This window comes from Deltaproteobacteria bacterium HGW-Deltaproteobacteria-4 (assembly GCA_002841765.1).
In the GTDB taxonomy this organism is placed as follows: Bacteria; Desulfobacterota; Desulfuromonadia; order Desulfuromonadales; family UBA2197; genus UBA2197.
In genome coordinates this window covers 1-18,992 of record PHAV01000006.1, presented here as the reverse complement: position 1 = coordinate 18,992, position 18,992 = coordinate 1, and the positions used below count along the sequence as shown (strand labels likewise).

Annotated in this window: 12 protein-coding genes; 6 read left to right on the top strand and 6 right to left on the bottom strand. The window is 48.8% G+C overall.

The genetic code is table 11. From position 1 onward, the window contains the following. Positions 1 to 71 precede the first annotated feature (71 nt). Both CVU69_04990 and CVU69_04985 read left to right on the top strand, forming a co-directional pair. Positions 72 to 1,730 carry a hypothetical protein gene (locus CVU69_04990; protein ID PKN12721.1) on the top strand — a complete coding sequence of 553 codons (1,659 nt, stop codon included), beginning with the start codon at positions 72 to 74 and terminating at the stop codon, positions 1,728 to 1,730. Next, a complete protein-coding gene (locus tag CVU69_04985; GenBank protein PKN12720.1) occupies positions 1,723 to 3,048 on the top strand; it encodes a hypothetical protein in 1,326 nt (441 codons plus the stop codon). The genes CVU69_04990 and CVU69_04985 overlap by 8 nt, the downstream gene beginning before the upstream one ends. Positions 3,049 to 3,066: 18 nt before the next feature. On the opposite strand, the gene CVU69_04980 is transcribed toward CVU69_04985, so the two are convergent. Beyond that, positions 3,067 to 3,720 carry a hypothetical protein gene (locus tag CVU69_04980; protein ID PKN12719.1) on the bottom strand — a complete coding sequence of 218 codons (654 nt, stop codon included), beginning with the start codon at positions 3,718 to 3,720 and terminating at the stop codon, positions 3,067 to 3,069. 1,264 nt (positions 3,721 to 4,984) lie between these two features. Between CVU69_04980 and CVU69_04975 the strand changes: the two genes are divergently transcribed. From CVU69_04975 to CVU69_04960, 4 genes are read left to right on the top strand one after another with little or no spacing between them, the layout of a single operon-like run. Next, positions 4,985 to 7,984, top strand: a complete 3,000-nt coding sequence (locus CVU69_04975; protein PKN12718.1) for a DEAD/DEAH box helicase — start codon at positions 4,985 to 4,987, stop codon at positions 7,982 to 7,984. Further along, positions 7,971 to 9,248 carry a restriction endonuclease subunit S gene (locus CVU69_04970; protein ID PKN12717.1) on the top strand — a complete coding sequence of 426 codons (1,278 nt, stop codon included), beginning with the start codon at positions 7,971 to 7,973 and terminating at the stop codon, positions 9,246 to 9,248. Before CVU69_04975 ends, CVU69_04970 begins: the two co-directional genes overlap by 14 nt. Next, positions 9,245 to 10,384: an anticodon nuclease gene (locus CVU69_04965; GenBank protein ID PKN12716.1), complete on the top strand. Its 1,140-nt coding sequence runs from the start codon at positions 9,245 to 9,247 to the stop codon at positions 10,382 to 10,384. The genes CVU69_04970 and CVU69_04965 overlap by 4 nt, the downstream gene beginning before the upstream one ends. Positions 10,385 to 10,408: 24 nt before the next feature. Beyond that, positions 10,409 to 12,022 carry a type I restriction-modification system subunit M gene (locus tag CVU69_04960; protein ID PKN12715.1) on the top strand — a complete coding sequence of 538 codons (1,614 nt, stop codon included), beginning with the start codon at positions 10,409 to 10,411 and terminating at the stop codon, positions 12,020 to 12,022. A gap of 150 nt (positions 12,023 to 12,172) precedes the next feature. Here CVU69_04960 and CVU69_04955 read toward each other — a convergent pair whose 3' ends face one another. From CVU69_04955 to CVU69_04935, 5 genes are read right to left on the bottom strand one after another with little or no spacing between them, the layout of a single operon-like run. Next, positions 12,173 to 14,425 (bottom strand): AAA family ATPase, encoded by a 2,253-nt coding sequence (locus tag CVU69_04955; GenBank protein PKN12714.1) that lies wholly within the window; start codon positions 14,423 to 14,425, stop codon positions 12,173 to 12,175. Continuing rightward, entirely contained in the window at positions 14,422 to 14,865 is a 444-nt protein-coding gene (locus CVU69_04950; GenBank protein PKN12713.1) for a hypothetical protein, read from the bottom strand. The genes CVU69_04955 and CVU69_04950 overlap by 4 nt, the downstream gene beginning before the upstream one ends. A 2-nt stretch (positions 14,866 to 14,867) precedes the next feature. After that, positions 14,868 to 15,287, bottom strand: coding sequence for a hypothetical protein (locus CVU69_04945; GenBank protein ID PKN12712.1), 420 nt, complete (start codon positions 15,285 to 15,287; stop codon positions 14,868 to 14,870). Positions 15,288 to 15,305: 18 nt separating this feature from the next. Continuing rightward, the gene (locus tag CVU69_04940) at positions 15,306 to 17,384 is read right to left on the bottom strand and encodes a hypothetical protein (GenBank protein ID PKN12711.1); all 2,079 of its coding nucleotides are present in this window, start codon (positions 17,382 to 17,384) and stop codon (positions 15,306 to 15,308) included. Further along, entirely contained in the window at positions 17,385 to 18,710 is a 1,326-nt protein-coding gene (locus tag CVU69_04935) for a hypothetical protein (GenBank protein ID PKN12710.1), read from the bottom strand. Positions 18,711 to 18,992: the final 282 nt, after the last annotated feature.

Sequence of the window (18,992 nt, the reverse complement as noted above, 5' to 3'; positions counted from 1 at the left end):
TTATCCTCTGCTTATAGCAGATTATCCTGCGACTATCCTGAATTACTTAATCATTATAGAAGTGTAAACGAATGGGCGAAAGAACGCAAAACACAAAGAGTTCCACTGCAACTGAGAATTTGGTGGCCGCCCAATTGGAGACGGCACTCAAGTCCTTGGCCAAACTCCTTGTCTCTATCAAGTTTTACCCGACGGGCCATCCTGCCCTTAAAGACGTTACCAGCGATGCCAAGTCCGTTTTTTTGCCTTTGTTTGAAGGCCGTGAAAGTGTGGCGGTCATCATACGGCGATCCGGGTTTTTTTACGGAGAAGAGCCTGTCGGCAGCAACCATGCAATCTTGCAAAAATTGGCGGCGAATCTCTTTGCCCGGAGAATTCAGCAATTAATGATTCTCCAGGATCTCTCGTGTCGAGATCTCTGGGAAACAGCAAAAATTTTACTTCTCGATGCAGATGTTATCCAGAAGAAAGGGGGGATCCAATCCCTGTTACAGCAAGCACAAGTGACGACTATCTGGACCAATACCGTCGACATTAAGGGCATTTTTGAGTTAAAAAATAAAATTGAAGCTGAAAAGCTGACTCTTTACGGTGCTACCGATCTGACCGATGAAAAGTTCCTCGCAACCCTTGGTGAACCCGCCCCCATAGAGAGCACATCGACCCTGGCTGTAGAGGAGGCCGATTCTTCTGCCGGAGAACTCCCCTTTGAAGATCTTCTCAAAGCTGTCGAGATGGCCTCTGACGAACAGGAATTTTCCAGACTTTTACACCGTTTGATTCCAGTGGTTCAAGGGAATTTAACGGAGAAGTCCGCCCATCTGATTTTACAAGCCCTCTCTTTTCTGACGTATTGCACTGAAGACGTTGCCCAAAAAGAGGAAAAGCGCAAAGCTGCCCGGCAGGCCATGACGCAACTCTCTACGTCAACACTGCTGAGTTTCTATATCAATCTCCTTTGTGCCCGGAGGCGATTTGATGATCATCGCATTGTCTGGGACAAGATCACCCGCTCCTTTGGCGACCCCCTCGCAAAGCTTTTACTGAACCGTCTTGCTGCCGAGGAGGACCAGTCAATCAGAAAGGTCCTCTCTGAAGCCTTAATTTCTCAGGGAGAGGCTGCTCTTGCGGCGATTTTCGCGACATTAAACGACGATCGGTGGGTGGTGCTGCGCAATGCCGCACAGATCCTTGGCGAGATACGCGCGGCGGCGGCGATTGAGCCACTACGCGATCTTTTGCACCATCGTGATCTGCGGGTACGGCGCGAAGCACTGCGGGCGCTAACGCGTATCGGCGGCAATAGTGTCATTGCCATCATTGCAAAAATTTTGCAGGGGGAGGATAGCGACTTGCGCCGTCAGGCGATGCTTTGTCTCGGGGCAATAAAAAATCCGGCCGCGACCATACCGCTTCTTATCCAATTCCTCCAGGTCAAGGACTGGCGCTTTCTCCGGCTTGAGGAAAAAATTGATGCTATCAGAGCTCTTGGTGAGATCGGCTCGGCTGAGGCCCTCCCGGAATTAATGTCGATTGTCAATCATCGCTGCCTCTTTTATCGCAGCCGCAATAACGTACTGCGGGCTGCTGCCCTGTTAACAATAGGAGAGATCGGCGGCTTTGAAGCGATCAGCTTTCTCGAAACAATGGGGGAAGCGTCTAATCCCATCGTGCAGAAAGCCGCTATCAGTGCATTAAAGCAAGCGAGGAAAGGATCGCCGAATGACTGAGGAGATTGCCCGGCAGCTGGTTCAAGCCTTTGTCAGCAGCCTGAAGGGTTTGAAACTTTATCCGCTGCAGCATCCTGCGCTTGCCCGTCAAATGCGGACTTTTCTTGGGGTCCTGCAGGTCTGCCATCAAAAACATTCTTCACTCCGCATCGGGCTGCATGATGGGGCGCTGGTCGTCGACGACCTGCTGCTCTCAGCCGATATGCCTGCGGCAGACGACCTCGTCAAGCTCTTGCAGCGCGCGGGGTTAACAGGATTGCAGTTCGAGTCAGGTGTAAACGAAGATGAATTTTCCAGACTGCTGACTTTGTTAACGACGCCGACAATAAACGCTCAGTCCGTGGAAAGCATTTTCTCGGCAAGACACTTCCCGCATATTCATCCTTTAGTGCAGGAATCGGAACAAGAAAATCAAGCGCCCCGGGCCGTCTATGGACGGGCGCTGAAAGTGGTGGATAATATTTTTCATGATGTCCGCCTCGGAAAAATTCCTTCATCGACTGAAGCAGTCAGTGTCATGGGGGATATGGTCAAATTGATGATCTCCGAACCCGACACGCTCTTTGCGCTGTCAATGCTTAAAGATTATGACAACTACACCTTTACGCACTCAGTCAATGTCTCCGTCATCTCGCTGGCGGTTGGCCGCGCCTGCGGCCTGAATGAAGAGCAGTTGCGGACGCTTGGCCTCGGTGCCCTGCTGCACGATCTTGGCAAACTCAAAGTCGATGTAGATATTATCACCAAGCCTGGCCGTTTAACCCTTGAAGAGTTTGTCGAGATCAAAAAACATCCTGGCGACGGCGCGGCCTTGGTTGTGGAGATGGAGGGGATCACAGCGGAAGTGGTAGACATTGTTCTTGGACATCACCTGCGCTTTGATCGCAGCGGCTACCCGGCCTCGGCACTGGGTCAGACCATGAGTCCGATGATCGATATGACGGCGATTGCCGACACCTATGATGCCTTGACGACTCTGCGCTCTTATCAGCGCCCCAGGACACCCAGGAATGCAACGGAACAGTTGCGGAAGTTGTCGGGCACAGCGCTACATCCCGACTTTGTCGAAAAATTCATTACCTCCCTCGGCACCTATCCAGTCGGGACTCTGGTCCGTCTTGATTCCAATGAAATCGGCCTTGTCGTCAAAGTTGAGGTACAGGGACGAGAAGCAGTAAAGCTCAAGATTCTTTTTGACAGCAGCGGCACCAGACTCACCACTCTGCCGTTGATCGAACTGGTTAATACCGAGACAGCAAGGATTATTGGCGAAGTTGATCCTTTGACCAAGGGCGTGGATGTCACCGAATATTTTTAGGGCGACGGATCAGGAAGGCTAAATAGCGATAACGGAGATTGCCCGGGCCGCCGCAAGGCGTACCGCTGGCCGGGGATCTAGCATAGCGGCGAGGATGCGTGGTTCACATTCGACTGTGCCGATTTGCCCGAGGGATTTTATCGCCGCAGCCGCTAACGTGTCATCTTTTTCGTTGATGAGTGCTGCCAGGTAGGGGATAAGTCGTTTATCAGAGAAGTGGCCGACGGCGGTCGCAGCATGAACGCGAACAGCGGGATGAGGATCTTTAAGATGTTTGACGAGCGCCCCCAAAGTTTGGGGATTCTTTTTTGTCCCCAGCACTTGAATGGCGGTCGCACGTAAATCTGCATCGGCCTGCTGCAAGAGCTGCAGCAGGGGAGGAAAAACTTTGTCGGAGTCGATCCGTTCAAGGGCAAAAATGGCGTTGACCTTGGCGCCTCGCTCTCCCCCCCGTAAAATCTCTAAAATTCTATCGAGGGAAGAGAACGATTCCACAATATTCAGGGACTCTGCAGCCGCCTTCCGAATTTCCGGGTCGGGATCGCGCAACAATTCTATTAATCTTTTCTTCCGGTCTTCAACCACGTTTTCCCTCGAATTTTCAAGAACCCGTCTCAGCAACAGCAACAAACACTTCCCCCGAATTAAAATGGTTATATTCACCTTTCTCACTCATGGAGTGAGTGAGTGAGCGTGTAACCTCTTTTGAATAAACGGTTTTTTTAGAATGGCCATGAATCATTTTCAACATTTCTGTAATTTTTGTTGATATAAAGGTTTTTTTGAGAGTTTAACGTAACTCGAATGGCCTTAAATCAACAAAAGTATAACCACAATTTTGGGTTCTGGTAACCCGACGACAGTCCGTTTCAGCGACTGAGCGCAGTCCTACGTGATAAACATGTCGACATATAGCATAGACACACCTCCTTTTGCTAGACTAAGAATAGTTTGCGACTGCACTTTAACAGCGAAGTCAAGGATACATAGGCGCATATAAATATGTCGCAGATCAATTGGAGATTGATTGGATTTGCTCGGGGAAGGTCGAGAATGTCGTCAGGAATAACGTGGAAGGTATATATATAAATATATCAAAGACGACAGTTTGTTGCAATAAAATAATTGAAATTTTTTATTGCTCAGAAATAAGACCAATAAAATCTAGCAGAAATGTTAACTAAATACCCGTTATATAAAAATAATTTTACTTTAGCCGTTTTTCGTGAGAATATCTTTTAAAGGTCAAACTACCAATATTATCGTACTGAAAAACAACTTGGAGGTTAACTATGTCTCGCAAAAAGGACTCTCTAGGGTCAATCATTGGTAATTTTCTTAGGTCTCCTGATTCTCCTCGTTTGGAGACAGGGAGAATGAGTGTGGTGAAAGCTCTGACCATTGATCGGGATGAGGTGCCAAAAATGGATTCCGGCAAGGGGAAAAGTAAACCCTGAAAACCTGACAGCGGCAGGGTTATCCCAAAACTTACCATCAATCAGACACTCAAAACCCTCGGTCAGTGGATCGGGGGTTTCTGATTTATCAGGGAATCTGAGAACGGGGTCAGCAGAGCCATTACAACCCCTGAACTAAATCCAAGACGATTTACCGGACGGGCAAAAAACTTGACCGTTGTTCACGTCAGGTCTACATTGATCAATCTAATTTTAATGGATTTACAGGAGAGAAGGATGATTGCCAAGTCCGAAATTTAAAAACCAGGGAAGATCTTCCCTCTGCCGTCGGCTTCGTGCTGCCAAGCGGGTTTTATTTTTAGTGAAAGGTGTTTAAATTCAGTTGGTTGATTGTCGTCAGCTTCTTCTTGAAGTTGTGCAGCAATCACCCCGCAGTAACTCTATGTGACCAGATGACTCCCGTTGCGATGGTTGGTGGGTCACAATAATCTAAATATTGTGTGAATCGAGTTGGCAAGATGACGCAAAAAGAAAACCAGATAGAACAAAGCCTGATCGCCAAGCTAACCGATCTCAAATACACCTACCGCGACGACATCCGCGACAAGGCTACGCTTGAGAAAAACTTCCGTCAGAAGTTTGAAGCCTTAAATCGCGTCCACCTCACAGACGCCGAATTCGCCCGCCTGCGCGACGAGATCATTACCGCCGATGTCTTCACCGCCGCACAGGCATTGCGCGAGAAGGGCAAATTCACCCGCGAAGACGGTACCCCGCTGGAATACATGCTGGTCAATCTCCGTGATTGGTGCAAGAACGAGTTCGAGGTCATCAACCAACTCCGCATCAATACCGACAACAGCCACCACCGCTATGATGTCATCCTCCTGATCAACGGCTTACCGATGGTGCAAATCGAGCTGAAAACCCTGCAAATCAGCCCTCGCCGCGCCATGGAACAGATCGTCGACTACAAAAGTGATCCCGGCAACGGCTACACTAACTCTCTGCTCTGTTTTATGCAGTTGTTCATCGTCAGCAACGAAAGCGATACCCGCTACTTTGCAAACAACTGTAACCAGCACTTCAGCTTTAACGCTGAAGAGCGCTTTTTGCCCATCTACCAGCACGCCGACGAAAAAAACAACAAAATTGCAAACCTGCACGACTTTGCTGACGACTTCCTCGAAAAGTGCCGCCTAGGCCGCTTGATCGGCCGCTACATGGTTTTGGTGCAGAGCGAGCAAAAAATTCTTATTATGCGGCCTTACCAAATCTATGCGGTCAAGGCTATTGTTGAATGTATCCACCAGAATCGCGGCAACGGCTATATCTGGCACACCACCGGCAGCGGTAAGACGCTCACCTCGTTCAAGGCCTCCACCTTACTGAAGGACAACCCCGACATCGAAAAATGCCTATTCGTGGTGGACCGCAAAGACCTTGATCGCCAGACTCGCGAGGAATTCAACAAATTTCAGGAGGGCTGTGTCGAGCAAAACACCAACACCGAAGCCATGGTGCGCCGTATGTTGTCGGACGACTACGCCGACAAGGTGATTGTCACCACCATCCAGAAGCTGGGCCTGGCGCTGGACGAAAACAGCAAGCGCAACAAGGCAAAACAAAAAGAGGGCAAACAGACCTACAAGGAACGCCTCGAACCCCTGTGCGACAAGCGCGTCGTCTTTATCTTCGATGAATGCCACCGCTCCCAGTTTGGCGAGAACCACAAGGCCATCAAAAAGTTCTTTCCCAAGGCGCAACTGTTCGGTTTTACCGGCACGCCTATCTTTGACGAAAACGCCACCTATCAGCAGATCGATGGCAATGTCGGCTCCTTCAAAACCACCAAAGACATCTTCGAAAAGGAGCTACACGCCTACACCATCACCCACGCTATCGATGACAAAAACGTGCTGAGTTTCCACATCGATTATTTCGGCAAAGAGGGGGATAAAAAGCCAAAGAAAGGGCAAACGCCGCCGGCGGATGCTGTCATCAACGCCATACTGCAAAAGCACGACAGCGCCACAGACCATCGCCGCTTCAACGCAATACTGGCCACTGCTTCCATTAACAACGCCATGGAATATTACGAGCGATTCAAAACCATGCAGGCAAAAAAACAGGCCGAAGATGAAACCTTCGACCCACTTCACATCGCCTGCGTCTTCTCTCCACCGGCAGAAGGCAACAAGGATGTGCAGCAACTACAGGAAGACCTGGCACAGGAAAAGGAAGACAACAAGCAAGATCCGGAGAAAAAAAAGGCCGCGCTCAAAACCATTATTGACGACTACAACCGGCAATATGGTACCAATCACTCCATCAATGAATTCGACCTCTACTATCAGGACGTGCAGCAGCGCATCAAGGACCACAAATATTGTAACGCCGACTACTCGCGCAAAAACAAGATTGATATCACCATCGTGGTGGACATGCTGCTTACCGGCTTCGATTCCAAATATCTCAACACCCTGTACGTGGATAAAATCCTCAAACACCACGGCCTGATCCAGGCCTTGTCGCGCACCAATCGGGTGCTCAACGACAGCAAGCCCTGGGGCAACATCCTTGACTTCCGCTATCAGGAGAGCGAAGTAGACGACGCAATCAAACTCTTTTCCGGTGCGGACATCGACCGGGCGCGGGAAATCTGGCTGGTCGACCCCGCCCCCAAGGTGGTGGAACAGTACCAAGCAGCAGTGGACAAGTTGGAAACCTTTATGGCCGCCAAAGGGCTGCCCTGTGCGCCTTCGCAAGTGTTCAACCTCAAGGGAGACATCGCCAAGGCGGAATTCATCAACCACTTTAAAGAGGTGCAGAAGCTCAAGACCCAACTGGAGCAATACACCGACCTCGACGACCAGAGCAAAAAAACCATCGAACAGAAGCTGCCCACCGACACCCTGCGCAGCTTCAGGGCCGTCTATCTCGACACCGCGCTTGAACTCAAGCGCAAGCAAGGTAAAGGCGATGAGGAGGGGCTAGAGCTAGAACTACAACAACTGGAATTCGACCTGGTGCTATTCGCCTCCAGCCTCATCGACTATGACTACATCATGGGGCTGATTGCCAAATCTACCCAGAAAACCGGCAAGCAGAAGATGACACGCGCACAAATTATTGAAATGATTAGGAGTTATTCAAATCTTGAGAGTGAACGAGAAGATATCGTCGACTACATCAAAAGTCTGACAACAGGCGAAGTCTTGAGTACAAAAGAAATATATGAAGGTTTCCATGTCTTCAAAGCGCAAAAGGCCGCCGCCGACCTGGCCAACATCGCCAACAAGCACGGCTTGCAAACTACGGCGCTACAAGCCTTCGTCGATACCATCATGGGCCGCATGATCTTTGACGGCGAACAGCTCACCGACCTGCTTGCACCTCTAGAGCTCGGTTGGAAAGCGCGGCGAGAAGCCGAACTGGTCTTGATGGCAGACCTAGTGCCCTATCTAAAAAAGCTCGCGGGTGGGCGCGAGATATCGGGGGTGAATGCGTATGAGTAAGAAAAAGGGCTTGGTGCCGGAGCGACGTTTTTCTGAGTTTCGTGATAAAGGGGACTGGCAGATAAGCAAGCTAAAACATCTGGCAAAACGTACCACTCAGAGAAATTTAGATAGCGGTGAGACTCGTGTCCTGACTAACTCAGCACAATACGGCGTTGTTGATCAGCGAGATTACTTCGATAAGGATATAGCCAACCAAAGCAACCTTGGAGGCTACTATATTGTTGAAGAAGGAGACTACGTTTACAACCCGCGAGTATCAATCATTGCGTCTGTTGGCCCAATCTCGAAGAATAAAATTGCAAAAGGGGTAATGTCGCCTCTTTATACCGTCTTTAGATTCAACAACAAAATTAACGATTTTTACGAACAATACTTCAAGTCAACCAGGTGGCATCATTACTTGCAAGTAGTTTCAAATAGCGGTGCAAGACATGACCGCATGAGCATATCCAATGATGTTTTCATGTCTATGCCCGTACCTGTGACCGAACCAGAAGAACAACAAAAAATAACAGATTGCTTCACCTCCATCGACGAGTTGATTGTCAACCAGGTCAATAATGTCGAATCACTCAAGGCCTATAAAAAAGGCCTGATTCAGCAACTTTTCCCAGCCGAAGGCAAAACTGTGCCAAAACTTCGTTTTCCTGAGTTTCAGGAGGCCGGAGATTGGGGAAAAAAATTATTGAGTGAATTACTTTTTGAGACGAAGCATAGAAACAGAGATTTAAAATATGGACCACAAAATGTGCTTTCCGTGTCCGGTGAATACGGGTGTGTAAACCAAATAGAATTTAAGGGTCGTTCGTATGCCGGGGTCAGTGTCAAGGACTATCATGTCGTTGAGACAGGAGACATCGTATATACAAAAAGCCCATTAAAAAATAATCCATTCGGAATCATCAAGGAAAACAGAGGAAAAACAGGTATTGTTTCGACCCTATACGCTGTTTATCGCGTCACGGATATAGCGCATCCAGAATATTTAGGCCAGTATTTCTCAAGAGATTTTCATGTGAATAGTTATTTGCAGCCGATTGTCAATAAAGGTGCAAAGAACGATATGAAGGTAAATAATTCAGATGTATTGAACGGAAAAATACCTATTCCGAAAAAAGAAGAGCAACAAAAAATTGCCGCTTGCCTTACCTCCATCGACGAGCTGATTACCAACCAAACCCAAAAAATTGCTACCCTCAAGTTGCATAAAAAAGGCCTGTTGCAGCAGCTCTTCCCGGTTATGGATGAAGTAAACGTATGAGCAGCAAACCAAGAATCTATAAATATAAAAACCTGCGTAAGGTAGTCACTCGACTAAGAGATGACCTGCGTGAACATGATAATGGTGGCGTTCATTTTGTTTTGCTTTACGCATTTAACGGTACGGGCAAAACTCGCCTATCAATGGAATTCAAAGATGTAGGCAAGCGGAAGAAAGGTATTGATCGAGATACCTTGTACTTCAACGCCTACACAGAAGATTTGTTCAGTTGGAACAATGACTTGGAAAATGATGCAGAAAGATTCTTAAAAATTAATTATGCCTCTCGATTTTTTGATGGATTCAAAACACTTGCGCTTGAGGAAAGGATTTTTACCTATCTTGGGCGTTATGCAAAGTTTAATTTTATGATCGATTATGATAATTGGCATATTGTTTTCAGTAAGGAGGTGAAAAATCCAAGATTTAGACCAGAATCGGACGAACCGGAAACGGTAATTGAGAATAATATTAAGATTTCGCGTGGCGAGGAGAATATATTCATTTGGTGTATTTATCTCGCTATTTGTGAAGTGGCGTTGGACGACGACACAAATATCTATGACTGGGTCAGGTATTTCTACATAGACGACCCGATTTCTTCACTGGATGATAACAACGCCATAGCAGTTTCCTCTGATTTGGCCAAACTGCTTCGGCGTAGCTCTGGAAGAAATATTAGGACAATCATATCGTCACACCACAGTCTGTTCTTTAATGTGATGTGTAATGAGCTAAAAAAGGAACCTCATAAGTTGTACTTTATTCATGAAAACGGTGATGGCGGCTATAGCCTTCAGTCAACAACTGATACTCCTTTTTTCCACCATGTGGCGATGCTCAGCGAATTACAGAAAGCATGTGAATCTGGCCGACTCTATGCCAATCACTTCAATGTGCTGCGATGTGTCTTAGAGAAAACTTCTTCGTTTTTCGGGTTTAGTGATTTTTCTGGATGTATTCATGGCGTAGATGATGATGTTCTCTTTAGCCGTGCTTTAAATCTTTTGAGTCATGGTGGTTATTCGCTTTTTGAGCCAAATGAGCTAACGGAAGACAACAAGCAGCTATTTCGGAATATCTTAAATGGGTTTCTGGAACGTTATTCTTTCGATTTACCAGGGCTACATCCATAAGGGTATAAATTGGGGTCTATAAAAATGACTAAAGAAGAAATGAGCCAACTCGGCAAAACTCTCTGGGATATCGCCAACCAGTTGCGCGGCGCGATGAATGCCGATGACTTTCGCGACTATATGTTGTCGTTCCTGTTTTTGCGTTACCTCTCGGACAACTACGAGATGGCGGCGAAGAAGGAGTTAGGCAAAGACTATCCCACACCCAAGGTGGGAGACCGGCGCTCACCGCTTGCAATCTGGTACGAAGAGAACGCCGAAGATATCGAAGATTTTGAAAAGCAGATGCGACTCAAGGTGCATTATGTGATCGAGCCGCAGCACCTTTGGAGCAGCGTTGCCGAAATGGCGCGCACGCACCATGACGACCTGCTGGATACCCTGTGGAAGGGCTTCAAGTACATCGAAGAGAAATCATTCGAGAGTACGTTTCAGGGGCTGTTTTCCGAAATCAACCTACACTCCGAAAAGCTGGGCAAGAAACCGGCAGATCGCAATGCCAAACTCTGCACCATCATTCAGAAGATTGCCGAGGGCATTTCGAAATTCAGTACCGACACCGATATCCTGGGCGATGCCTATGAGTACCTGATCGGCGAATTCGCCGCCGGTTCCGGCAAGAAGGCGGGTGAGTTCTACACCCCGCAACAGATATCCACCATTCTCTCCGAAATTGTCACGCTTGATAGTCAGGAACCGGCCACTGGCAAAAAGAAAAAACTGAGGCAGGTTCTGGACTTCGCTTGCGGTTCCGGCTCGCTGCTGTTGAATGTGCGCAAGCAGCTTCATGAAGAGGGCGGCACAATTGGAAAAATCTACGGGCAGGAAAAGAACATTACCACTTACAACCTGGCGCGCATGAACATGCTACTGCACGGCGTGAAGGATACCGAATTCGCGATCAACCACGGCGATTCGCTGCTCAACGACTGGGATATCCTCAACGAGATGAACCCGGCCAAGAAGATGCAATTCGACGCCGTGGTCGCCAATCCGCCCTTCAGCTATCGCTGGGAGCCGAACGAAGCACTGGGCGAGGATTTTCGTTTCAAGAACTACGGACTTGCGCCGAAATCCGCAGCAGACTTCGCCTTTCTCTTGCACGGTTTTCACTTCCTGAGCGACAACGGCGTGATGGCGATCATTCTGCCCCACGGCGTACTGTTCCGTGGCGGCGTGGAGGAACGCATCCGCACCAAGTTGCTAAAAGACGGGCATATCGACACCGTGATCGGCCTGCCCGCCAACCTGTTTTTCTCCACCGGCATCCCAGTCTGTATTTTGGTGCTGAAACGCTGCAAAAAGCCGGACGACGTTCTATTCATCAATGCCAGCGAGAACTTCGAAAGAGGTAAGCTGCAAAATCGCCTGCTGCCGGAGCACATTGACAAGATTGTCGATACCTATCAGTATCGCAACGAAGAAGCCCGCTACGCCCGTCGCGTCTCGATGGAGGAAATCGAGAAGAACGACTACAACCTGAATATCTCGCGTTATATCAGCACCGCCACGGCAGAGGAAGAGATTGATTTACAGGCTGTGAGCGCTGAATTAAAGGAGATTGAAAAACGTGCCACAAAAGCGGCTGAGGCTCACAATACTTTTCTGAAAGAGTTGGGACTGCCACCGATCCAGTGAAAAATAAATATAATCAGTTCTGTTAGGCCGCTTTATTTGAGGTTGCAGAACGAATAATTTGCTCAAGCCTTTCTTTTAAGTAGGTATTACGCTGAAGCGCAACTAACCCTATAACAAAAATCTATATAATAACAATAATATAGTATAATTTTAAGCAGTCTCATTTTTATTTTTAAGAGCAATACATTGTTCCAGTCGTTTTTTTATATATGTTTTACGTTTAAGAGCTTCCGATCCTTTATCTACTGCTCTCTTTATGTAATTAAAATTACCAATTATAATTAGCCTATTAGTAGGTCTTGTGACCGCAGTATAGATAAGTGTCTTATCTGTTATAGGCAAACCTTCTTTTGGTATTGTCACAATGCAAGTATTCCACTGCGAACCTTGGGCCTTGTGGATGGTCACAGCATAGCCGAGTGTTATCTTCTCAAGCAGTTTACGCGTAATCCCGATGCTCTGGCCGTTGACCAGCAACTTGCCAACGACATTATCATCGTCAGGCTCGTCGTATACTTCTTCGATGACACCGAGGTCGCCATTCCTCAAGTCAGCGTCTTCGTCATAGTTGTTCTTGGTGATCAGGACACGGTCGCCTTCAAGAAGAAACTCTCCGTCATCACCGCACCAGGGTATCCAGCCGCGCACCTCATCGAGGTAAGACAGTGGCAGCCGATCTCCTCCAACATGCGCCTGTAGCTTCTTGTTGATATTGAGTACCCCAAGCTCACCCTTGCGGACGGGCGACAATACAATGGAGTCCTCATCGCGAATTTCCTCCCACAGCTCTATAAGGCGTTCGACTGTAGCGACCTCTTCAATAACGCAATCGGCGCTTTCATCTACAGTTTCCGCAATCTGCTCAGGCTGTTCCGGAGAGTCATTTCTTATAGACATTGCGAAATGGTGGATTCCACTTTCTGCGCCCTGTCGCTTTACTTCAGATAGATTGAAAAAGGGTATTCCCGATTCTTTGAGTTCGTGGAATATCAGTCCAGCACGAACGGGCGGCAACTGTTCCGTATCCCCAACAAACAGAATCCTTGTAGCGGGTGGAAGAATGCCAACCAATTGGTACATCGACAGCAGGTCAACCATGCTTGCTTCATCGATAACCAACAGGAGATGAGGGGGCAGTTCCTTTTTGCCTTGGCCAATATGGTCGTAGATAAGCTTTGCGATAGAGTGGGCAGGCTTTCTGGTGCTCTCAGACATCCTCTGTGCCGCACGACCTGACAAAGCCACCTGCCGGACATGTATGGCGGGAGACAGTGCCTCATAGACCGAAATAACGCCTCTCAGAATGGTTGTCTTGCCAGTACCAGCCCCTCCAGATATGCCGCACAGGGGCGACATCACAGCTCCCTTGATGGCTCGTCTCTGTTCGTCTGTTAACGCGAAGTCAAGGGTCTTCTCATATTTTGACAGGGCGTTGTTGACCTCCGCCTCTGTCAGATCCCTCTCCCACACGGCCAATAGAGCACCCTGTCCCGGTGGGCGGGTTAGGCAGTCAACCAGAAAAGAAGCAACCGAGACCTCTTGGACCGCCGTACCATAGACTTGATAACCAAGGCCGACCTTGGCGAGCAGGCCCGCAGAAACAGCGATGTCACCTATGTTCTCAGGAACCTCGCGCCCTGTTATTAGCTTGCAACCCTCGATTAGTGTTTCAGCATCAATGATTGTGCTGCCCGTGTCGAAGGAGTGGATGGATGTAAAATGCTGGGCAACTCCGGCCAGTACAGCCTCGTCAGCAAGGTCTAGCCCTAAGGCCTTCGAAACTTCCATTGCTTTTTCAAAAGGGGCGCCCATTGCCATCAGCAGGAACGGGTTCTTTTTGACCTTCTCAAGTGCTTCGCTGCCAAAAACGTCAATAAGTTTGTTCCCAAGCCCTAGGGGCAAGTGCCGCTCTTCCAGCCACTCAATCACTTCGTACAGGTGGTCGTCCGGCCAGATCTTAAAGAGGCTATCAATGCGGTCGTCGGACATGCCTTTTATTGACCGCAAGACCTCCCTGTCTCTTTTGCGTATAGCCTCCAACATCCCCTGCTTTCTCACAAGCCTATCAGCGATAGTCTTACCAACGCCCTTCACGTTGGTGCTTATCCAGCGAGATAAGACCCTGCCGGCGGGCTTCAGGTACTTCACCTCAGCCGCTGTAATGGTGTACTCGGACACGTCGTAGCCGTTTATTTTGTACTGAGACACCTTTTCAGTACCGGAGACTTGCCACAAAGACCCCAGGCGAACGGCCTCTAGGGAATGACTAGGAAATTTTACAACCAGTGTCTTGTCGCGACTGATGATAGACCCGTTGCTATCAACCATCTTCACCGTGGCATATCCATCGCGCCGGGGCTTCACAACCTGGACTATTTGGTTTAGATGACTGATGCTACTCATATTTGACATCCGGGGCCTCCGGTCATTATCAGACCGTGCAGCGCCACATACTTATCAAGCTTCTTTTCGAGCCTGCGGACTTCTGCTTCAAGTTCGGCGATCTTTACAAAATGCTTATTGTTGTCAGTCGTTGCGGTCTGCAACTTGCTACGGGTGCGCTCTATGCTGGCTTCTTGCGCAGCTATCTGGGCGTCTTTCGTGACAGGTTCGGCGTTAAACCAAATCTTGTCGTACTTCAGCAGAAGCTCTTTAACGCCAGGGTTTTGATTGCAAACAGAGCGACCAAAGCCAAGTTCTTCGGCCACTCTTCCACGATGAATCTTGCCTTTTTCCTGATAATCGTCCCAGTCTCTATGTTGATTTCTTTCAGAAATCCACACTTCGACCTTTTTAAGGTTCTCCTTGCCGTCATCTGCACCATTGCTTCGTTTATTGGGCATGGTTATTTCCTTTTAATCGTTGGCAATGGTGCATCGATTTCCTTGTTAAGCTTATCCAAATCAACTCCTGGCATCATATAGAAATTGTTTTGCCATCGTACAAACTGCTCTTTGTACTTGTTTAACTTGTCTTCAATCCTGATTATTTTCGATTCTTTCTCGGCAATCTCTTTAAGAAGTACATCAATAGTAGAGTCTTTGGCGTGATTGTGTTCGGAACTTTTTCGAGAGTTTTCCTTTTTCTTTTGGAAAGCTGCTTTTATATCTCCATAGGCATTCAGCGTACCGCGATCAACGCTCTCCAACCCTAAAACTTTAGCTACCTCTTGGCAGTAAAGATCCCAGGTCAGCTTCCCCCGCCATTTATCGAGGATACTCAAGACCTTGGGTATTTTGTCTAGTGTGATTACAACTTTCGGCATGTTAGCCTCCCATTTAGATCAGAACCCCATCAGCTTTCTGAGTTCACTGAGTTCCACTTTGTCGGGTGAGTCAGTGTCCATGTCGGTGTTATGTCCCCGCGCCTCCAAGGCCCTCTTTACAGGGCTTGGATCATGTGCTGGCGGTATCAATAGAACGGCTCCATCGGGGACGTTCGGATCTTCCAGTCGCTTTATCTGCGTGCTTATGTGGGCCAGTTTCCATCCCAAATGCGTCACCCAGCGATCAGCTCCGAAAATGCCTGACCCGGCGGCATCTTTGGCCTTAGTAAGCGATGTGGCAACATGGTTCTCAAGGAGCTTCAGACGCTCCAACGTGTTTGGCAACCCCTTGATGCAGACGTGATCCTTGCAAAGCATGCAATCGCCAGCCTTCCGGCAAGGCGACTCGGCAAAGTTAAAGACGCACATCCCCCATAAGGTGGGAACGGCGACCCCAATGCGATCTATGCCAAGAGATTCATATGTCACGGGTAATTTCATCTTGGCTGCCTCTAGGGCTGTCGGCGCAGTTTCCAAGCCCAGCACCGCTCTTGATTTTTCGATGTACTCAGCCCTGGTCATCATGTTGTAGTGCCGGTTGTCCTTAAGGTTTACACGCCCCGCCCAGCGTGCCAACCGCCAGTCATCCATACCTCCTCGTTCGGCCTGTGTCGACAGCCAAACACGGGGCTGGTGGGAGGACATATAGATCTCCCCCCCATTTTCATCCTTAAGGCCAAATCGTTCAAACAATGTCGGTGCTACCCGCTTCCCAAGTTGGTCGTTCAGCCTGTTTACATCAGGCAAGTCCCAACTGAACAGTTTGGTAGCAATATCAGCGTGGAACTCGTTGTCCCTAATCAGCAACAGCGACTCCCATATGGGACGATCCGTGTCTGGCAAATTAGGCCAATCCTTTTTGAGGCGACCGTCATTGCCCTTGTACTTTTCGAGAGTGAGGGCGGCCAGCCGCCGATAGGTGATTGGGCCGCCATCTAAAATCTTCTTCACCCACTTGGTAGCGATGGCCAGTTGATTCCAGGCTGTCGTCTCCTTAAGGCCCCTGTTAATTTTACCCTTCGCAGTCTTGGGCATGTTCATGGCAGCGCAGAACTGGTCGAAGTTCAAGGGCTTGTCCTCGGGGAAGCCCGCAGGTGTAGTACAGTCGGGGTGCCGCATGAATTTTCCTGGATTCTGGTACGCAAACTGGACTGCGTCTCTGGCTGGCTTGCTGATCTCAGTAAGCCTTCTGACGGCCTCTTTGACAGGCTCAACCATGGGGGTGGGGACCCATTTCTTGGTCGCGCCAAAGCCCTTCCTGCTGTGCCAGCTCACATAGTAACTTCCATCCGTTTCTTGCCCGATGCAGTTAAGCGTCAAAACAAAAGGCTCGCTACCCCGTGCTGGCGCGAACATCAGAAGGGTGCAAACACTCGACCAGTAGAGGTCTTGAGGTTTTTCAGCCAGATAGAAGCAGTCGGCCAAGCACAGCATCTCTTGCATGCTTGGACACCGTTTTTCCTGCCATTTTCGGGACTCGGGGTCTGTTCTCTCTGCCTTTGACTTGCCCCTCTTCCAGTGCCCAGGCCTCTTCCACATGGGCAGTGCAGGGGCAACTCCTTTTTCACGGAGGAACTCGTAAAATGTCACAAGCCCGCCGCCGTATTTGGCGAGTCTGTCTGATCCCGGATAGCGCGTGTCTAGTATCTCCACCACCTTCCTTTGGACAAGCCCATCGATTTTCAATATATCGGCGTCTCTGTGCACTGCGATCAATGCCTCACAAACAGCCTGTAAGCCAACGATCACCACTGAGATTGCGCTGCTTTCATTAAGGTGTTGCTTGTAGCGAACATAGCTTTTCGCAATCAGTGCATATGGGTCTGGGAGGGGCGTAAACTGCTTGCCTGTCAAACCACCGTCATAAATGCTGAACCGAATGGACTGTTGACGCTTATGCGTTGTCTTCCATTCGTCCACCCCGAAGCCACCTTGATCCTCATAGAGTGCAATGTTGTCCCGGCAGTGGGCAATCAACTCGGCCAAATTGTCTGCCGGTGTCTTGAACTTAGGCCTAAACGTAATTATTTCAGCCATTTATACCGCCTCGCACTGTTCTGCCTTGGCCTTCTCGCACAGTTGCATAACCCACTGGACGGCGAGCAGTAGTCTGTCAGTCGCTTGGATCACATGCAAGGAAACGCCTTCCTCCTGTTGCACTTGTCGCTCGGCAATCAGGTCATCCAAGACTTCATGGTGGGGTGCATCACGCCACGGCTGAAAGTCCGTACAGGTATAGCACCCGCGATATCCGATAGCGCAAAACCCATGCGAGCCACAGTTTCCTACAGGGTTATCGCGGGAACCGTACACCCTGCTGTTCGGGTCTTTTTCACGCAATGCGTCTCGCTCAGAGTTGATCAGCTTCCCAACGCATGCCTGTGCCATGGGCGCCAGAACGGGGGCCATGATTTTTTCGATGACTTCTGCGTTTTTGGATGTGTTCTCCGTATAAACGTCAATGTTTTGCGTGTCGGAGTGGTCAAGGCTCAATGCCAGAGCAGTTCCACTAATCCCTCGCCGGGCCAGGTTGGTACCCTTGGTGTACCTGAAGCGTCGACTAGTCAGGGTGATAAAGTCGCCAGTTCTTTCGGACCTGGCTTCACACAATTTGAGAAATGTTCTCAAAAGGTCTCCCGCCGTGTTTTGGGTCGCGTGAAGATAATCTGGCTTATTCTTGAGCAACGCTTCAACCTCATTGAAGTCACTAAAATTGCCGAGCCGACCCCACTCGATAAAAATAGGGAGTTGCTTTATCCGCTGAGGAGGGAGTTTGCAGGAAAAGAGTTTTTCAATTCGAGACTTAGACTCTACAACCAAACACTTGAGCGTCATGTGAAGCTCATCTGAAATAGGGATGGTCCGAAATTCTCCCCTGAAGCTACCGCCTCTTTGCTTTGCGCGAGGAACGTTCAGAGTAAAGTTGTTTCCATTCGGAGTTTCTGACATGGGAAGGTCAACTGCTCTCAGGGACTGTATCTGGATAGCCCTGCGACCAGTGAGCATCAGGCACAGAAAGTAGGCGTATTCGGTCAATCTTATAGCACCACGCTGCAAAGCGTTTACGGCCCAGTCAAGCAAGGCGGACTGTTCCAACTCAGTAAGAGGCCCGCTATAAGGGCACCCCTTCGCGACCGCCTCACCTTTGGTGTTGCCGGAAAGGATTAACTCTTCCAGGAAATCGGCGACGTCTTTGTCGATCCCCGGCAGGTCCCAGTCGAACCATTGCAGCCAAAAGCCCTTAACGACTCCCAGTTTATACTCTTCGTCTTTAGGAAGCTGAGACAGAAATTTAGAAATATCCTTTACTGTTAGAGAGTTAGCCCCTGTGTTTTTTAAGTATTTTTGTGTAGCGAAAAACATATTTTGCGTATGTCGGGCAGAAGACTCTTCTGCATATCGCGACAAAGCCGCACGAAAACCCAGTTCAAACTCATGGTCATCAGTTTCAAGATTTTTGAAGAGCAAGGAGGCATCGCCAGAGATTTGCCATCGATCTGACAAGAAATCAAACTCATAGTTATACTTCGAGACATGAACACCACTATGAGGGTGTAAAAAACTTTGTGTAAATGGTCATCGTCGGTTACAACCCGTAACCACTGGAGGAACCGATGGCCATACCGAAAGACGTGCTCGACTGCC